General features: G+C 53.2%; 12 protein-coding genes. 1 reads left to right on the top strand and 11 read right to left on the bottom strand.

Annotated elements, in window-relative coordinates; translation table 11 throughout:
- Window positions 1-56: 56 nt before the first annotated feature.
- Together C4S74_RS11900 and C4S74_RS11895 are read right to left on the bottom strand one after the other, a co-directional pair.
- Window positions 57-5075 carry a glycosyl hydrolase family 18 protein gene (locus tag C4S74_RS11900; RefSeq protein WP_103995543.1) on the bottom strand — a complete coding sequence of 1673 codons (5019 nt, stop codon included), beginning with the start codon at window positions 5073-5075 and terminating at the stop codon, window positions 57-59.
- A gap of 547 nt (window positions 5076-5622) precedes the next feature.
- Entirely contained in the window at window positions 5623-9720 is a 4098-nt protein-coding gene (locus C4S74_RS11895; protein WP_103995542.1) for a bifunctional 2',3'-cyclic-nucleotide 2'-phosphodiesterase/3'-nucleotidase, read from the bottom strand.
- A gap of 266 nt (window positions 9721-9986) precedes the next feature.
- Here C4S74_RS11895 and C4S74_RS11890 point away from each other — a divergent pair, with 266 nt between their 5' ends.
- Window positions 9987-11447, top strand: coding sequence for an alpha-amylase (locus tag C4S74_RS11890; protein ID WP_103995541.1), 1461 nt, complete (start codon window positions 9987-9989; stop codon window positions 11445-11447).
- A 159-nt stretch (window positions 11448-11606) separates the two neighbouring features.
- On the opposite strand, the gene C4S74_RS11885 is transcribed toward C4S74_RS11890, so the two are convergent.
- The 9 genes from C4S74_RS11885 to C4S74_RS11845 form a co-directional block, all read right to left on the bottom strand.
- Entirely contained in the window at window positions 11607-11768 is a 162-nt protein-coding gene (locus C4S74_RS11885; protein WP_181024389.1) for a histidine phosphatase family protein, read from the bottom strand.
- Between the two features lie 297 nt (window positions 11769-12065).
- The gene (locus C4S74_RS11880; protein ID WP_103995539.1) at window positions 12066-12452 is read right to left on the bottom strand and encodes a helix-turn-helix transcriptional regulator; all 387 of its coding nucleotides are present in this window, start codon (window positions 12450-12452) and stop codon (window positions 12066-12068) included.
- A 1-nt stretch (window position 12453) separates the two neighbouring features.
- A complete protein-coding gene (locus tag C4S74_RS11875; protein ID WP_103995538.1) occupies window positions 12454-12876 on the bottom strand; it encodes an SRPBCC domain-containing protein in 423 nt (140 codons plus the stop codon).
- Between the two features lie 26 nt (window positions 12877-12902).
- A complete protein-coding gene (locus C4S74_RS11870) occupies window positions 12903-13289 on the bottom strand; it encodes a hypothetical protein (RefSeq protein WP_103995537.1) in 387 nt (128 codons plus the stop codon).
- A gap of 117 nt (window positions 13290-13406) precedes the next feature.
- Window positions 13407-13904 carry a GyrI-like domain-containing protein gene (locus C4S74_RS11865; RefSeq protein WP_103995536.1) on the bottom strand — a complete coding sequence of 166 codons (498 nt, stop codon included), beginning with the start codon at window positions 13902-13904 and terminating at the stop codon, window positions 13407-13409.
- 65 nt (window positions 13905-13969) lie between these two features.
- The gene (locus C4S74_RS11860) at window positions 13970-14917 is read right to left on the bottom strand and encodes a YafY family protein (protein ID WP_308458018.1); all 948 of its coding nucleotides are present in this window, start codon (window positions 14915-14917) and stop codon (window positions 13970-13972) included.
- A 180-nt stretch (window positions 14918-15097) separates the two neighbouring features.
- Entirely contained in the window at window positions 15098-15655 is a 558-nt protein-coding gene (hxlB, locus tag C4S74_RS11855; RefSeq protein ID WP_103995535.1) for a 6-phospho-3-hexuloisomerase, read from the bottom strand.
- A gap of 6 nt (window positions 15656-15661) precedes the next feature.
- Window positions 15662-16294: a 3-hexulose-6-phosphate synthase gene (hxlA, locus tag C4S74_RS11850; protein ID WP_103995534.1), complete on the bottom strand. Its 633-nt coding sequence runs from the start codon at window positions 16292-16294 to the stop codon at window positions 15662-15664.
- Window positions 16295-16588: 294 nt separating this feature from the next.
- Entirely contained in the window at window positions 16589-16948 is a 360-nt protein-coding gene (locus C4S74_RS11845; RefSeq protein ID WP_103995533.1) for a helix-turn-helix domain-containing protein, read from the bottom strand.
- Window positions 16949-17258 lie beyond the last annotated feature (310 nt).

Below are 17258 nucleotides of genomic sequence, written 5' to 3'. Positions count from 1 at the left end.
GCCGGTTTCTTTTTTTATACGCCTATCCGTTCATTCCGCATCCTTGCGAGCCGCGATTACTTAACGGGAATCACATTGATCAATGCATCGAGAAGAACGCCCGATTTGTCCATGCTGTATTCCCAGAACATCGCACCGCCCAACCCCTGATCCTGTACATACTGAGCTTTCGCCGCTATGGATTCGGGATCGTCGTAGGAAAGCCACGTGCTGCCGTCAAAGAGGTACGGTGCCTTGGCTGCATCGTCCCAGTAACGGGTATAGCCATTGGCCGTGTTGTATTTCTCCAAAATTTCGTTGTAGGTCGGAGTTGCGCCGCTTCCTTTGGCGGCTTGCCCCAGACCGTTATTGGCAGTCGACTGCACATCGGTCCATAGGTGGCTGTAGAAAGCGATGCCGACGACGATTTTGTTAGCGGGCACTTTCGCGTCTTTAAACCGTTTAACCACGGTATCCATGCTGAGTCCAGGTCCGTAAACGTTCGTGTGATGCTCCGTCTTCTGAACCCAACCGCCTGAATAGTCGTAGGTCATGATGTTGAAATTATCCAGATATTTGGAAATCTCCTCGGCTTCGAGAGCTTTCAGGTGGCTTGGACCGGCTCCTGCCGCCATGGATAATTCATAATACTTGTTATCGGCAAGTCCCAGTTGATTCAGCTTGTCCCTCAGCATTTGCAGGAACAAGGTGTAGTTATGCTTGTCTTCCGGTCTTGCTTTCATTAAACCGTCCGCGCTGATCGTCGGATATTCCCAGTCGATATCCACGCCGTCCAGCTTGTACTTCTTGATGTAGTCGATAATGCTGTTCGAGAAGGTGTCGCGGGCTTCGTTAGTCAAAACCGCATCGGAGAAGCCGTCCGCTCCCCAGCCGCCTACGGCAAACAGCACTTTAAGGTTAGGATTCTGTGCTTTCAGGCTGTGAATGTATTGGTAGTTCTGATCGTCCTTTTGTTCCGGACGCGTAATGATTTTGTTGTCTTTTACCAGTGTAAAGGAATAGTTCAGGTGCGTCAGTTTGTTGGCGTAAACCGAATTCGTGACGGACCAGTCTTCCCAGCCGGCGATATAAGCGATGACTTTCTTTCTAGGATCTACTTTGAAATTCACGGTCGTAGAAGCCGTTTTGCCGCTTTTGCCGTGAACAGCCGTGACAACCAGGGTATAGTTGCCCGCTTCCGTAATCCCTGTTCCTTTGATGTATTCCGCTCCGTTCAGCGTAGCCACACCGACTGTTCCCGGTGCATCCGTCCAGTTGGGCAGCACACCCGTCGTGTAGGTCTCTCCGGCCGTTACGTTGGCGATCTGCGGTGCGGCAGGTACGGAAGTGGTGTCCGGCGTGTAAGGGTTGCCTTTCAGCCCGTCAACCAGCGCATCCAGCAGGGCACCCGTTTCGTCCTGGCTGTACTCCCAGAACATAGCTCCGCCGAGCTTCTCTTTCAGCGTGTAAGCCGCTTTCTCGGCCATGGACTCAGGATCGTCGAACGAGATGAAGATTCCTGTCTGTGCGTTATACAGGTATGGTGCTTTAGAATCCTTATCCCAATAACGCGTATACCCGTTAGCTTCGCTGTAAGTCGCGAGCGTTACGCTGTAGGTTGGGGTCGCCGGAGTGCCTACGGCCTTTTGACCGAGCCCGTTATTGGCGGAAGATTCCACGTTCGTCCACAAGTGGCTGTAGAACGCGGCACCGATGACGATTTTACTCGAAGGTACACCGTTGTTCTTATAAAGCTGTACGGATTGATCGACACTATTGGCTCCGGTTCCGTACAGATTGGTGTGGTGCTCCGTCTTCTGAACCCATCCGCCTGAAAAATCATATGTCATCAGGTTGATGTTATCCAGCACCGGAATAATTTTATCGATTTCAACGCCCTTCAGATAACCGCTTCCCGCACCGACCGCGATAGTCAGCTCGTAATAGCGGTTATTTTCCAGACCAAGCGCGTTAAGCTTGTCGCGCATCAATTGCAGCAGGGAAGTAAAGTTCTGTTTATCCTCCGGACGCGCCTTCATGACACCGTCGGCGCTTTGCGTCGGATACTCCCAGTCCAGATCGACGCCGTCCAGGTTGTATTTCTTCACATACTCGATGATGCTGTCGGTAAACGTTTGGCGGGAGGCTTCTGTTAATGCCGCGTCCGAGAAGCCGTCCGCTCCCCATCCCCCTACGGAGATTAGCGTTTTGAGATCCGCATTCTGTGCTTTCAGGCTGTGCAGGTAAGCGTAGTTCGCTTCGTCGTTCTGTCCTTCGATCGGCACGATCTTGTTGTCTTTGACATGCGTAAACGCGTAGTTGATATGCGTCAGCTTGGCTGCGTCGACCGGCTTGACGTCGGACCAGTTCTTCCATCCGGCCACGTAGGCGATGACCTTCGTTTCCGGCTCGACCTTGAACTTCACGGTCGTCGAAGCCGTTTTGCCGCTTTTTCCGTGAGCTGCGGTAACGACGAGCGTGTATTCGCCCGCTTCGATAATGCCGGTTCCCTTGGTGTAAGGGGCTCCGTTCAGCGTAGCGCCGCTTGCGGTACCCGCCGCGTCTTTCCAGTTAGGCAGTACGCCCGTCTTGTAAGTCTGCCCTTCGCTTACGCCCGTAACTGCAGGCGCGGCAGGAACGGTTGTATTGTCAGGGTTCAGCGCTTGGCCCTTAACGCCTTTAACCAGCGCGTCCAGCAAAGCTCCCGTCTGATCCTGGCTGTATTCCCAGAACATCGCTCCGCCCAGTTTCTGGCTCAGTACATAGTTTCCTTTTTCATGAAGGGATTGCGGGTCGTCATAAGAAAGGAATACTTTCGTTTGCTCGCTATACAAGTAAGGTGCTTTGGCCTCATTATCCCAATAGCGCTTATAGCCGAGAGCTTCATTATAATTCGAAATGATTTCATTATAAGTCGGTGTTGCACCGTTGCCGACGGCTTTTTGGCCCACGATCTTACCGCCAGCCGCTTCTACATCGGTCCACAGGTGACTGTAGAAGGCTCCGCCGATTACGATTTTGCTTGCCGGAACTTTATTGGCCAGATAGAGCTTAACGGATGAATCTACGCTCAGATCACCGGCATACAAATTCGTATGATGAGCGGTTTTGGTATCCCATCCGCCGTGGAAATCGTAGGTCATCAGATTAATATTGTCGAGCAGCGGGGTAATCTTCTCGATTTCAACCCCGTCGAGGTATTTCTTCGTAGCGCCGACAGCGATCGTCAGCTCGTAATATTTGCCGTCCTGGCTTCCCAGATCGTTCAGCTTCTCACGAATCGTCTGAAGCATCAGCGTGAAATTCTGTTTATCCTCCGGCCGCGCCTTCATGACGCCATCGGCGCTTTGCGTCGGATACTCCCAATCCAGGTCGACACCGTCCAGCTTGTATTTCTTGACATACTCGATGATGCTGTCCGCAAATGTATTACGGGAGCTGTCGGTCAGCGCCGCATCCGAGAAGCCGTCCGCTCCCCATCCGCCGACGGAAGGAAGGATTTTCAGCTTCGGATTGTCTTTCTTCAAGCTTTGCAGATAAGCATAGTTCGCATCGTCGTTTTGTCCCGGAAGAGCGACGATTTTATTGTCTTTTACATGGGTGAACGCGTAGTTGATATGCGTCAGCTTGGCTGCGTCGATCGGGTTGGAGGCCGACCAGTTTTTCCAGCCCGGCACATACGCGATGACCTTCTTGGCTGCATCCGTGGAGCCTCCTCCGCCGGAGCCGCCGCCACCGACCCAGCCACCGCCGCCGCCGATCGGCGATCCTGTCGTGATGGAGTCTTTCTGCGGGCCGTCTACCTTGACGGGAGCTTTCTCGAAGGAAGAGCCTTTGCCGCCTTCGTTGACCGTCGCGTTTTCAACGGAGCCGTAGCCGGTAATTTTGGCCAAGGCGTTCAGCACGAGAGAAACGATGCTGGCGTCATTGCCTACCGCCAGTGTCGTGTCCTTTCCGTCCACGGTTACTTTGGCGATGGAACCTTTGGAAAGATCGATTTTGATGCCGGAAGCCAGCACGTTAAGGGAGTTGAATGCTCCGATCAGCTGGACCGTAGAACCGGCAGGCAGTTCTTTCGGAAGGATCACATCGATAAACCCGGCTCCCGTCAAAGAGCTTTCCTCTAATTTAACGGAAGATTGGACAAACGTTTGCTGAACGGAGGAGTTTCCTTGGGCCACGAGACGGACCACGCCGGTTTCCTTATCGACAACAACCTTGATCAGAACCGTATCTACGAGGTGGATGGAATTTTCTCCGCCGCCGTTGACCGTAACGGTTCCCGACACTTTCACGTTCTTCAAGGTGACATCCCCGTTTTCGATGCCTTTACCGAGAAGGAGGTTGCCTTGAATGACGGTGTTTTGCAGGGTAACGCCCGATACGTTAACGGCAACGTTCCCGTTCACCGTTTCGGTTCCCGCAGCAGGCCCGAACGTACCGGCCTTATCGTAGGAAACGGTTTGTAGCGACGGGGCGCGGCCCAGCAGGACTACCGTCTCGGCGCGGGTCAGCTTGCCTTCGGGACGGAAGGTGCCGTCTTCGTAGCCTTCGATGACTCCTTTGGCTACCATGGCGCTTACCGCGCCTTTGCTCCAGTCGGCAATCGATGCCGCGTCTTTGATGCTCTTCAGCGGGTCTTCGGAAGCCGCATCCAGCTTGAGCAGCTTGGAGAGCATGACCGCGGACTCCTGTCTGCTGACCGGCTGATCCGGACGGATGCTTCCGTCGCTGTAGCCGTCCACATAACCGGCCGCAACCGCTTTGCTGATTTGTTCATACTGCCACTGCTCCGCCGTAACGTCCGTAAACTGGATCGAAGCGGAAGCCGTTAATTTATAGTACCGGTTAATAAGCGCCATAAGCTCTGCGCGCGTAATGGCATTATCCGGCTTAAGAGAACCGTCCGAATAGCCTTCGATCAGGCCTTTATCCTGCCATTCGCCAAGCTCTTTCTCTGCCCAATGCCCCTTGATATCGGCCGGCCGGGTGCTTTCTTGTCCCGAAACAACAGTCAGATAAGTTGAAAAGACCATGCTTGTACATATAAGTAAAACAAGCCATCTCCAGACAAATGATTGCTTAAGCGCTTTCATATTACACCCCAATTTCATCAAATTTATACAATGCCATTCCAAAGAGGAATCCCTCTCACCTCCATTACGTTCTCTTCGCAGGCACTGCTTCTAAATTCAGCCGCTTGGCATGAACTTAAAACAAACTCGTAAAGATAGATAAAGCTCATCCGAAAACTTGGTAAACGGTTACATAATGCCATTGAAAGGATACACGTGTGCTGCTCGATGAGAGACTGAAGTGAATGAATTTTACGACAAAATTAATGACCTGTTATGAATGACGACAAGCCGAAAATGGGGAAAAACTGAGGATATATTTGCGGAAGTTATTATGCAAGTTACTAATAATTATAATGGTTTTACAAAAGGTTAACAGGGATGTTTTTATCCACTGGAAGGGGATAATTCTCTATCCGGCTATTAAATTCACGGATTTTTTATACTTATTAACGATAATAAAAAGCCCGTTTATAGTGCAAAAATGAACAATAAAAAACCGCCGGGGAATTATCTTCCCCGGCGGCTTTTCCGGACGGCTCGGCGCCATGCCGCAAACGCGATCCGGTTACTTCGTAATGCCGTTATAAATGACTTGCGCCGCTTCCGCGCGCGTGGCTTTCGCACGAGGTGCGAATACGCCATCGGCACGTCCGGTCATCAAGCCCTTCTCGGCGGCTGTTTCCACAGCCGTTTTGGCCCAGGCGCTGATTTCCCCGCCATCCGTAAAGACAGCTTTAGGCGTACCTGTCGTGCCTTGAAGCTGTGCATACATACGCGTAATCATAACCGCCATCTCTTCACGCGTGATCTTCTGATCCGGCGCGAAGGTATCCGCGGAGCTACCTTCCACGATGCCCTTCTCGGATGCGGCCGCTACGGCTTCCGCATACCAGCTTCCGGACGGCACGTCTTTAAACGCGGACGGCTTGGAAGAAACAAGCTTCATCTGTTTCACGATCATGTTCACGAACTGGGCGCGGGTTACATCCTGCTCCGGCTCGAAACGGTTGTCGGCTACGCCGTCAATGATCTGCTTGCCGGAAAGCTCTTGAATGACTTTATAAGCCCAGTGCGTCTGCGGAACGTCCGAGAACGACTTCAGGTTCACGATACGGCCGTCGAGAGCCGCCGTGATTTTGCCGCCTTTGAACGTTTTCGTGATGTAGTTGTAGAACACATCGAGATCGATCAGGCCGGCTTGAGAATTTTTGCCTTCAACCAGCACTTTATAGTTGTCTCCACCCGCAGCCATGAAGTTATTCACGGTTACGGTATACTCGGCGGCATCCTCGATCGGAGTGCCGTCCGCTTTCGTCAGCTTCACGATACGCTCGGCTGCCGGCTTGCTAAAGTCGGCCGTATACTTCAGACCGGAAATTTGCAGCGTTTTGGTATCTGCGGAACCGTCGGATTTCTTGCCCCACTGCTGCTGCAGAAGCGTTTTGATCTGCGAGCCTGTCAGCGTCATTTTAACGAGCGTGTTGCCGAACGGCTGAATTTTTGCGAGATCGGAGAATTTGATGTCTCCTTTAGGCAGATCGGCGCGGATACCGCCCGGGTTCATGAAAGCGAAGTCCGTGTTCATGCCGTCACGCATAGCGTCCGCAATCAGGTTGCCCAGCGGAGCTTCTTCGTTGTAGGCGTTGTTTCTGGAAATCACGGAATCCGTCGTACCGACCGGCTGCTTCAGAACCGGATATTTGTCCAGGTATTTGTTGATCAGAGCGACCGTATCCGCGTCAGGAGTTACGCCTTCCTGCTTCACATCAACGATTTCCGCCGTTTTCTTCACGATATCGCCGGTAGCCGGATCGATTTCGAGGTCGACGTCGGCAAAAGCCGTGCCATAGGAATAAGCTTGAACGATCAGCTTGTTGTCTACGACCGTATTGACTTTGGCATGGTTGTCACCGGCGAAAATAACGTCGACTTCATCGTCGATCGCGTTAGCCAGATCAACCGCCTCGCCGGAAGCCACGTTGTCTTTCACGCTGGCCGGATCGTGCGCCAGAACGACGATCGCTTTTACGCCTTTGGCTTTCAGTTCTTGTACGGCTTTGTTTACAACGGGAGCCTGCTCGACGAACTTAACGCCTTTCAGGCCGTCCGGAGATACTTTGGACGGAGTGGAGTTGGTCGCCACGCCGATAAATCCGACTTTCTGGCCGCCCACTTCTTTGATTACGTAAGAAGGCAGGATATTCTCGCCCGTCTTCTCGTCCACTACGTTGGCGTTTACGTACGGGAAGTTCAATTTATCGAAGGTCACGTCTTTGTTCTTCGTATCGGTGCCGCCGTTGATTTGAGCGAGCATAGCGCCTACGCCCTGGTCAAACTCGTGGTTGCCCAGCGTGCCTACGTCGAATTTCAGCATGTTCATGAATTCCAGGGTCGGTTTGTCGCGCTCCATCGAGGAGACCGGTGCGGTCGCGCCTACGGAATCACCTGCATGAACGAGCAGTGTGTTCGGGTTCGTTTTCTTTCTTTCCTTCAAGTAAGTCGCCAGATAAGGAGCGCTGCCCACTTTGCCCGCCGCGGTTTCCGTCGTCGTATCGAGCTGACCGTGGAAATCGTTAATGCCGAGGAGCTGGACTTTGACGTTCTTGTTGTCCGGCTGAGGCTGGCCTTTTCCGCTCAGGTCGATGGAATAGACGCTGAAGCCTTTGTCCGTCGTTGCCCCCGTGCTCTTGATATGCGGGTTCTCCGGCAGGTACGTAACGGCGCTCGGAGAGCTTGTGAACGTGACTTTCACATTGCCGGCAACCGGTGCGATGGACCAGTTTTTGTCCGCAGCCGGGTTGATCGTTTTCTGTTCGGAAATGTAATCCATCAGCGCCTCGCGGTTCTCATCCGCGGAATCTACGATCAGCTCCGCGTTCTTGAGGCCGGGGAAGTTGCCGCCCCCGCTTGCGCGGTAGTTGTTCGTCACCACGATGAACTCCTGGTTCGGGTCGATCGGCTTGCCGTTAAACTGGAGATTCACAATCCGGCTGGAGGAAGCGTCGTTAACGGCTCCGTCCACTTTGTATTTCGCCGGTTTCGTTACGTCCACCTGGTAAGTCACTCCGTCGATCACGTCAAAGTTGAACACCTGGAAGGAGGAGTTAAGCAGCTGCTGCTCGTCCGTTTTGGCCGGGTCGATCTGATTGAACATGCCCGCGGACATTTCCAGCCATTCTTTCACGCCGGAGCCTTTGACTTTGACGGCTTTCAGCGTGTTGTCGTACAGATAGAGATCGCTCGCGCTCTTGATCGCGATAGGACCTTTGGCGATATCCGTGTACTCCGACGGGCCGTTGCGTCCCGCTTTGAACGGAGCGCCCACGGAGAGAATCGGAAGATCTTTATACTGCGGCAGAGTCGTCGAAATGTATTTGCTCACATATTCCTTCTGAGCGTTCGTGACGATCTGGACCGAAGGGTCGTCCTGCACAAGCGCGAAATAGCTGTGGATCGGAGCCGTCGTTTCGCCGATCGGCTGGTTCGCGTATTTCTTCGTGCCTTCATGCTCGGCCGCAACCGCTTGTACGATAGCCGGATCGGTATCCACAAGCGCTTTTTTGGCCGTGCTGTCATAGATATACCGGGTCGAGGACTGGGAATTCGAAACTTTCCACTTGCCGCCCTCCTGCACGAGCTTCAGGTCGATAAGACCGAGGTTCGAGCCGCCGTAGCCGGATTGCACGGCGGCAACGCCGTTGATTGTGCCTTTGGCGTTGTCTACGCCGGCAACCGGGTTGCCGTTCGCGTCTTTAAACAGCGCGTCAAGCTTCTTTACGTCAGGTGTAGGGAACACCTTATGAGAGTGCGAGAATGTAATCGCGTCGATGCCGGGCACCTTGCTGAGAGGCAGAACCGCGTTCTCGGCCAGCTGGTCATTCGCCGCAGCCGTACCGTCAAAACCGGAGTGCGCCATCGCGATCACGATATCCGCGCCTTTGGCTCTCATTTCAGGCACGAATTTCTTGGCTGTCGCGACGATGTCTTTGGCTACGACTTTGCCGGTAAGGTTAACCTTGTCCCACTCCATGATTTGCGGAGTCACGAGTCCGATGACGCCGATTTTGATTTTCTGGTCGTTGCCGTTCTCGTCTTTGAACGTCTTGTCCATAATCAGATACGGCGTGAATTTGTTGACGTCGTTGTCCGGATTGTTATCTTTGTCATCTATGTAGACGTTTGCGTTAATGTACGGGAATTTGGCCCCTTTGATCGATTTGTCGAGAAAATCAAGGCCATAATTGAATTCATGATTGCCGAAGGTAGCCGCATCGTAATCCAAGAGATTCATAGCTTTGTAGACAGGATGAACGGCACCGGAGTCTTTGAGCTGGTTAATCTGGGCCATGTACGTTCCGAGCGGAGTCCCCTGGATCAAGTCTCCGTTGTCGACCAGGAAAGTGTTGGGGTTTTCCTTACGCGCTTCCTTGATCAGCGTGGCGGTTTTGGCCAAACCTACGCTTGCCGCCGCAGCGTCCTTGTAATAATCATAGTCTACAAGATTCGTATGCAAATCCGTCGTTTCCATGATACGAAGATTAACGGTCGGGGAAGCGGATGTTTGCGCTTGCACAATGCCTCCTAGAGACTGGGATGAAATGATGCCGAATGCTAGGGAAGCGGTCGCGAGCTTCTTCATTCTTCTGAACTTCCTGGATCCCATTGCGAGAATTCCACCTTCCTGTAAATAGTTACTTACCGATTTTAGCAGGTTAGGAATTAACCGTGTGTAAAATATTTAATAATTTTAATGAAAACGCTTAAAATGATTCTTAAGTCCCGTATTTAACCGCCGGTCAATCCCGGTATCCGCCTATTTAAAATACGCGGGTTTAGACAGGACGTCCACTTGGGTAACCATTCCTTAGACCAAAAGAGATGAGCGACCCTTTGCTACAAAAGGCCCATAGTCGATTAGGAGGAAAAGGAATGACAAGGAATCACACGATGATGCAGTTTTTCGAGTGGCACGTCCCAGCGGACGGCTCCCACTGGAAACGGCTTAAGGAGCTGGCTCCCGAGCTGAAAAAGAAGGGGTTCGACTCCGTCTGGATTCCCCCGGTTACCAAAGGACAGTCTGACCAGGATACGGGCTATGGCGTGTATGATCTGTACGATCTGGGCGAGTTCGACCAGAAAGGGACGGTCCGGACCAAATACGGAACGAAGGAAGAACTGCTGGAGGCGATCAAAGCGTGCCAGGACAACGAGATTTGCGTTTACGTGGATCTCGTGATGAATCATAAAGCGGGCGCGGACGAGAAAGAGCTGTTCAAGGTGGTCCAGGTGAACGACCAGAACCGCAACGAGGTGATTTCCGAGCCTTTCGATATCGAAGGCTGGACGAAATTCACTTTTCCGGGGCGCGGCGACAAATACTCGGCTTTCAAATGGGATTTCGGGCATTTTAACGGCACCGATTACGATGCCAAAGAGGATAAAACGGGTATCTTCCGCATCCTCGGGGAAAATAAGAGCTGGAACGACAACGTCGACGACGAATTCGGCAACTACGACTACCTCATGTTCGCCAACATCGATTACAGCCATCCAGGCGTGAGAAAAGAGATGATCACCTGGGGCAAATGGCTCGTCGACACTTTGCAGTGCGACGGATACCGGCTGGATGCCATCAAGCATATCAACCACGATTTCATCCGGGAATTCGCAAGCGAGATGATCAAGAAAAGCGGAGAAAACTTCTACATCGTGGGAGAATTTTGGAACCCCGAGGTAGCGGCCTGCCGCGAATTTCTCGATAACGTCGATTACAAAATCGATCTGTTCGACGTCGCCCTCCATTACAAGCTCCACGCCGCCTCGCAGGCCGGCAAAGATTTTGACCTCACGACCGTGTTCGAGGACACTCTCGTTCAAACCCATCCGCTGCATGCCGTCACCTTTGTGGACAATCACGACTCCCAGCCTAACGAATCGCTGGAATCGTGGATCGAGGACTGGTTCAAGCAGAGCGCGTATGCACTGGTCCTGCTCCGTAAGGACGGTTACCCGTGCGTCTTCTACGGAGATTATTTCGGCATAGGCGGAGAGGCTCCCGCGGAAGGCAAAGCGGCGGCCATCGATCCGCTGCTTTATGCCCGCCAGCATAAAGCCTACGGCGAGCAGGAGGACTACTTCGATCACCCGAACACGATCGGCTGGGTCCGCCGGGGAATCGCGGAAATCGGGCGCTCCGGCTGCGCGGTCGTCATCTCCAACGGCGACAACGGCGAGAAGCGCATGTTCGTCGGCGAAGAACGGGCCGGCCAGGTGTGGCTCGATATGACCGGCACGCGGGAAGATGAGATCACCATCGGCGAGGACGGTTTTGCCGCCTTCCCGGTGAACGGGGGAAGCGTGTCCGTCTGGGCACAGCCGGACGAGGATTGATCGGCGCATGAGCACCGGGTGAAGGGTTTTATAAAACTAAAGGACATAACGTATTGGTTATCCGGTACGTTATGTCCTTTGTTATTGGTCCCCCATGTTCGGGCATATAATTTCTTTAGTTTGTAAAGTCTGACCAACCAACGGGCTCGAAATGATTTCCTATTCTTTAAGCTCGCCAATTACGGTTTTTATAACTTGGATATAATTTTTCACTTGTTCGATTCCTTCTAAAATTAAAGGGGAATCAAGCTCTCCTTGGTATCTCCCTTGTGTATTTAAAATGGTTTCCCCATGTCTGCTTAAATAAATGGTTTGCGCCAAATTGCCGCTCCCCAATAAGTTTTTTTGCGGGAACCGCTTAGTCAGCTGCCTTTCCGATCCGTTTCGCCGTTCCGCTCCCTTCTCCGGTTAATTCGACATGTTTCCCGTGAAACATTTTAGCGGCATCCCTCGGAATCGCCTTAACCGGTCATGGCGCTGAACGGCCTTCGCGATACCATGCTTTTTGCAGTCCTTCTGCTAAGCTGAAAAAAAGCCCGGCCCCCTCGGTAGAGGGTTCCGGGCTTTCGCGCATGCGCCGTACGGGGCCGGCGCGCGCCTGAACTCTACGCGGGAGGGCTAAAGCCTGCTTCCCGGCTCAACGGCCTTGAGCCCGGGAGCCGGACTGCCGCCGCCTTCGCCGGGTTCGTCCGCTTCCACGAGCTGCTTGAGAACGGAGAGCCGGTTCTCCCAGAACCGCTCGTAGTACGCCAGCCACCGCTTCAGCTCCTGCAGAGGCTCGGGCTGAAGCCGGTACCGCTTCTCGCGGCCGACCTTCCGCTCCTGGACAAGGCCGGCATCGGCGAGAATGCGCAGATGCTTCGAAACGGCCGTCCGGCTCATCGGAAAGTGGCCGCTGATCGCGTTGACGGGCATCTCCTGCCCGGCAAGCAGACTCAGGACCTTGCGGCGGGTCGGGTCCGCAATGGCCTGAAATACGTCCTGCTTCGGTTCGGCCGCGCCCATATCAGGCCTCGACGTGCTTGCGCAGCGCCTCGACCAGACCTGTCCAGCCGCCGGACATACGCTCGCGCACCTCGGCATGAGACTGTCCGAATTCGGTCACCTTCTCCGGATCCCATCCCCCATGAATCAGGGTGAATTCGGTTTTGCCGTCCAGGTCGGCCAGCTCGAAGGTGAGCGTCCAGTCTTTGCCCCACCGGAAAGAAAGCCGGTTCGGCGGATCAAGCTCGGTCACTTTGCAGGGTGACTTCCCGAAAGGCCCCGCTTCAAGGTGGAATTCATAGCCGAGTTCGGGCTGAAAATCATTGGGCATAAACCATGCGGCGATTCCTTCGGATGTCGCCACGGTGTTCCATACCTTCTGGATCGGGGCGTTAAAAAGCTGAGTCTGGCGGATATCCGGCAGACGGTTCGGTGTGTCAGTCATCTATAATTCCTCCTGTAGGCAGGTATTTATTTCTTGGATTTTACCAGGTCCGAGCGGCGAAAACGCAAAGCCGACCACTTGTCGTCGACGGCCACATTGCTGACGGGCCGGTATTCCGTGTTATTTTGTACCTTCGCGGCTAAAGTATCCCGGTTAATGTCCGTCTTGACCTTGGAACTCTGCTTGGGATACGTGATCCAGAAAACGGCGTCCTCCCGAAGCATGGGGATTACCTTCGGCACCCACTCGTCGGCCTCCTGCCCGTCGTTTACGAATAATTGGACGAAGTCGGCCTTATCTTCCGGCGGGCTTCCGGTTTCCGCTTCTACACCGAGGCGGTATCCTTCAGGCGCGTTAAGGACGAGAGCCCGTCCTTCTTTATAGCGAAGTTTTTTGAGCAATTCTTCTGACATGGTTCCATTCCTCCGTAATATTAGGAAACGTTTTGGTTTCATATTCGATTATAGGAAACCTTATGGTTTCATGTCAAGACAAAGAAAAACACCGGCTTGGATGCCGGCGTTTTCCTTTTATCGGATAGCGATATAAATCTGCACGATACCGTTTTCGGGATTAAAGCCGCGGCCGTCGTACACCTCGAAATCTCCCGTGTACGTGCGCTGTTCCTCCGCGTTTTGGAAATAGCCCCAAATTTCCTGCCATAACTGCGGTACCACTTCTTGTACCGGACCTTGCCTGGTTTCGAAAACCATGTATTTGGCTGCGGGAACTTCCGCAAGCTGAAGACCGGAAGAATCGGCAAGGGTTGCGGACGCTTCTCCGCTGATTTCGTGGCCCAGCAGCGCCGTATATTCTCCCGACGCGTCGCTCTCGTAATCCGTGTACAAGCCGTAAATCAGATGGGGGTTCACAACGCCCGGCCTGGACGCGATATCGCTCCCGAAAAACTGCTGCCAGAGCTGCGAAAGCTTTCCTTCCGGTCCCGCCTCTGCGGCGTTCGTGGTTCGGACACTCACGCCCGCCAGTCTGAAGGATGGTTTGTTTGCCAGAACGGATTTCATATTCATAGATTCATTCTCCTCTTTTCCCTGTTTAAAAGTAGTGTAGCCGGGAAAAGTGGACACCTGTATGTCTAGTTTTCGTAGCGGAGCAAAATTTTGCGGGCCCGCTCCCGGATTTCGCCGGCCAGGCTGGGCGGATGCTCGATCTTTAGGCTGTCGCCGAAGCTGAGCAGCATCCCGTAAAACCATTCGTCCAGCGCGAAAACTCCCTGGACACACAAGCTTCCGTCCGGCAGCAAATTCACCAGGCCGGGCGGGAAAGCGTCTCCCACGCGGTGCCGGACCTCCGCACGGAAGTGGAGCGTCATCTCCACTTCCTTGTGGGCAAGCCACTCCGAGTTCCAGCTGTATCCTTCCAGCGGAGGAACCTCACGCGGCTCCGAAGCCTGGGAAAGAACGGATAAATCCGCGATCCGGGAGAGACGGAATATACGAAATTCTTTTCTCAGCGTGCAGTACGCGTGCAGGTACCAGACGGACCCCTTCAGGATAAGAGCCGCGGGTTCAACGATTCTTTCGGTCTCCGTCCCGTTCGTGTTTACGTAAGTGATTGCGGCCCTCCGGCCATCTTCAATCGCTCCTTTCAAGGCTGAGACTTTGTTTTTCGCCGCCGCTCCCTGCCCCCACGGATGGAAATCGAAAACGAGGTCGTCTTTGCGCCGCTCCCAATCCGCGGTATCCGTCCGCAATAGAAGCCCCTCTACCTTTTCCGCCAGATTAGCGTAGGTCTGATCGTCAAGAGCCGTGCTTACGCCTTTAACGGCCGCAAGCAGGGATGAAATCTCTTTAAGCGAGACAAGCTGCCTGGCCAGCGTATACGGCTCCATAATCTCGAATCCGCCGGATACGCCCTGATGGGCGACAACCGGAATTCCCGCCCGGCTGAGCGTCTCCATGTCGCGGTAGACGGTTTTCGTCGTCACCTCGAACCGTTCGGCCAGCTCCTTGGCGCTTATCCGCCCCCGGTTGAGCATGAGCACCGTCATTGCAAGCAGTCGGTCTATCTTCACTACCGTCATCCTTTCCGGAATTGCGCCGTTCTCTGCCCCCCTCCTATAGGTTGTGCGTGTAAGGGGGCTGCATCTATAATCATTGTATTCCAGAATGCCAGACAAAAAAAAGCCGCTGCGCTTCCATGAGGAAACGCAGCGGCTTTCGCTTTAAAGTTTAAACCGTTCCGGCACCAGGCCCGGCGCGGTTTACTCCAGATTGGCATGGCGCCCGAACATCGTCTCGGACGTGTACCCCTTCTTTTCCATCAGGCGGAGAATAATCGCATCGCAGAACAACAGCAGCGTCTGCTCGAAAAGGGAACCCATCGGCTGAATCGTCGGATACGGGTTGTCCGACTTGTCTTTTGGCGAGCCCGGGAGCCTAACCGCGATATCCGACAACCGGCCGAGAGCCGATTCCGGAAAAATCGTGATGACGGCGACGGAAGCGCCCAAATTTTTCGCTTTCTCCGCCATCGAGACGAGGCTCTTCGTCTCACCTGAACCCGAACCGACGATGAACACATCGTCCTTGGTCAGATTCGGCGTAACGGTTTCGCCGACGACGTATGCGTCGAAGCCGAGGTGCATCATGCGCATGGCAAAAGCTTTCATCATCAGTCCGGAGCGGCCCGCTCCGGCTGCGAAAATTTTGCCGGCATTCAGAATGGCATCCGCCAGTTCCTCCGCTTCGCGGCTCGCGACAGCTTCGGCCGTGCGGTGCAGCTCCTCCCGGATCTCCGCCAAATATTGAGTCGTCTGCATAAGAGCTTACCCCTGCTTGATCAGCTTCTGCATTTCGGCCGCGGCCGCTTTGCGGTCGTCCTGTCCGGTAATGCCCCCGCCTACGATAACGAGATCCGGCTGCGCCTTAATCACTTCCGGCAGTGTGCTGAGCTTGATGCCGCCGGCGATTGCCGTTTTTGCCCGCTTAACGGCCCGTTTGATCGTTTGAAGATCTTCGAACGAATTTTTACCGACAGCCTGCAGATCATATCCGGTATGAACGCAGATGTAATCGACACCGAACGCATCGACTTCTTTCGCGCGTTCTTCCAGGTTTTTCACGCTGATCATATCGACCAGAACTTTTTTATTCTGCTTTCTTGCTTCCTCGACTGCCCCTTTGATGCTCATATCTTCCGCCGCGCCCAGAATCGTAATGATGTCGGCGCCCGCTTCGGATGCTTTCATAACCTCATAACCCGCCGCGTCCATGATTTTGAGATCGGCAAGGACTTTCAGATTAGGGAAAGCCTGCTTCATTTCCTTGACTGCTTTTAAGCCTTCATTGATGATGACCGGTGTTCCGATCTCGACGATATCGATGTAAGGCTCCAACTCTTTAACCAGCTCAATCCCTTCCGGGATGTTAACAAGATCAAGCGCCAATTGTAATTCCATGTATGATTACCTCCTATGATGTCAGTTGGAATTTGTCGATTGCCATGCGTTTATTCTAGATCCCCGGCAGCAGAAAAGAAAGTACGCACTATTAGGGAACGTAGTCACCAAAAGGATACTAAAGCTTATAAAAATCCCGGCAATCGGGTTCCCACGGAAGCAAAAAAAGCCCCTGCGAAGAGGAGCTTTCTATAAGCTGAACCGCCCGATAAATCGTTCCGTCCCCCGTTAAAAAGAACGCGGGCCTCCGGCGCTCGTTCCAGCTCTGAATCGCCGGCCGGATGCGAATAAGCATCAAGTCTCGTTCGCTTCTTTATGCGGACCGTCGGGAGTCAAGTGCATTTTCTTCTGATGGTTGGCTCCCCACACGGACATGACATTCAATACTTCCTTGATGGTCAGCCCGTAAGGCGTAAGAGAATACTCCACTTTGGGCGGGACTTGTTTGTATACCTTGCGGTGAATAATCTCGTCCTGTTCAAGCTCACGTAGCTGCTGGGTAAGCATTTTCTGGGTAATCTCCGGCATTTCCCGCTTTAATTCCCCGAAACGGTGCGTACCTTCCGTCAAATGACAAAGAATGACCGGCTTCCACTTGCCTCCGACTACCTTTAGCGTCAATTCCACGGATTGTTTAAACTGTTGATCTCCCATAGGTCTGCTCCTTTAGTATCCTTAAAGTACCTATATCACTTAAAAGTAGGTACTTGCATTCGTATATGTGCTCTTTCATAATAACAGGTACCGCCTGTTTATTCTTTAACCATTTTGTTTTCCTCATCCTTTCACGGCTCCGGGGGGTTTATGCCGTCTGGAATCGTTTCTGTATTCCGTATGCTCCTCCTCTAATTGGAGGATTCTATAGGAGAGATGTTTCCCGGGAGCTTTTTGTTACCGTTAAAGTGCTCGAAGGAAAAACGAAAGAACCGAAATACTCACCGGCGAAAAAAGGAAAAAAAGCGAC

This window comes from Paenibacillus sp. UNC499MF (genome assembly GCF_900107975.1).
GTDB lineage: Bacteria > Bacillota > Bacilli > Paenibacillales > NBRC-103111 > Paenibacillus_F.
Note: the sequence above shows the minus strand (reverse complement) of the source record. Positions and strands in the feature narration are given on the sequence as shown.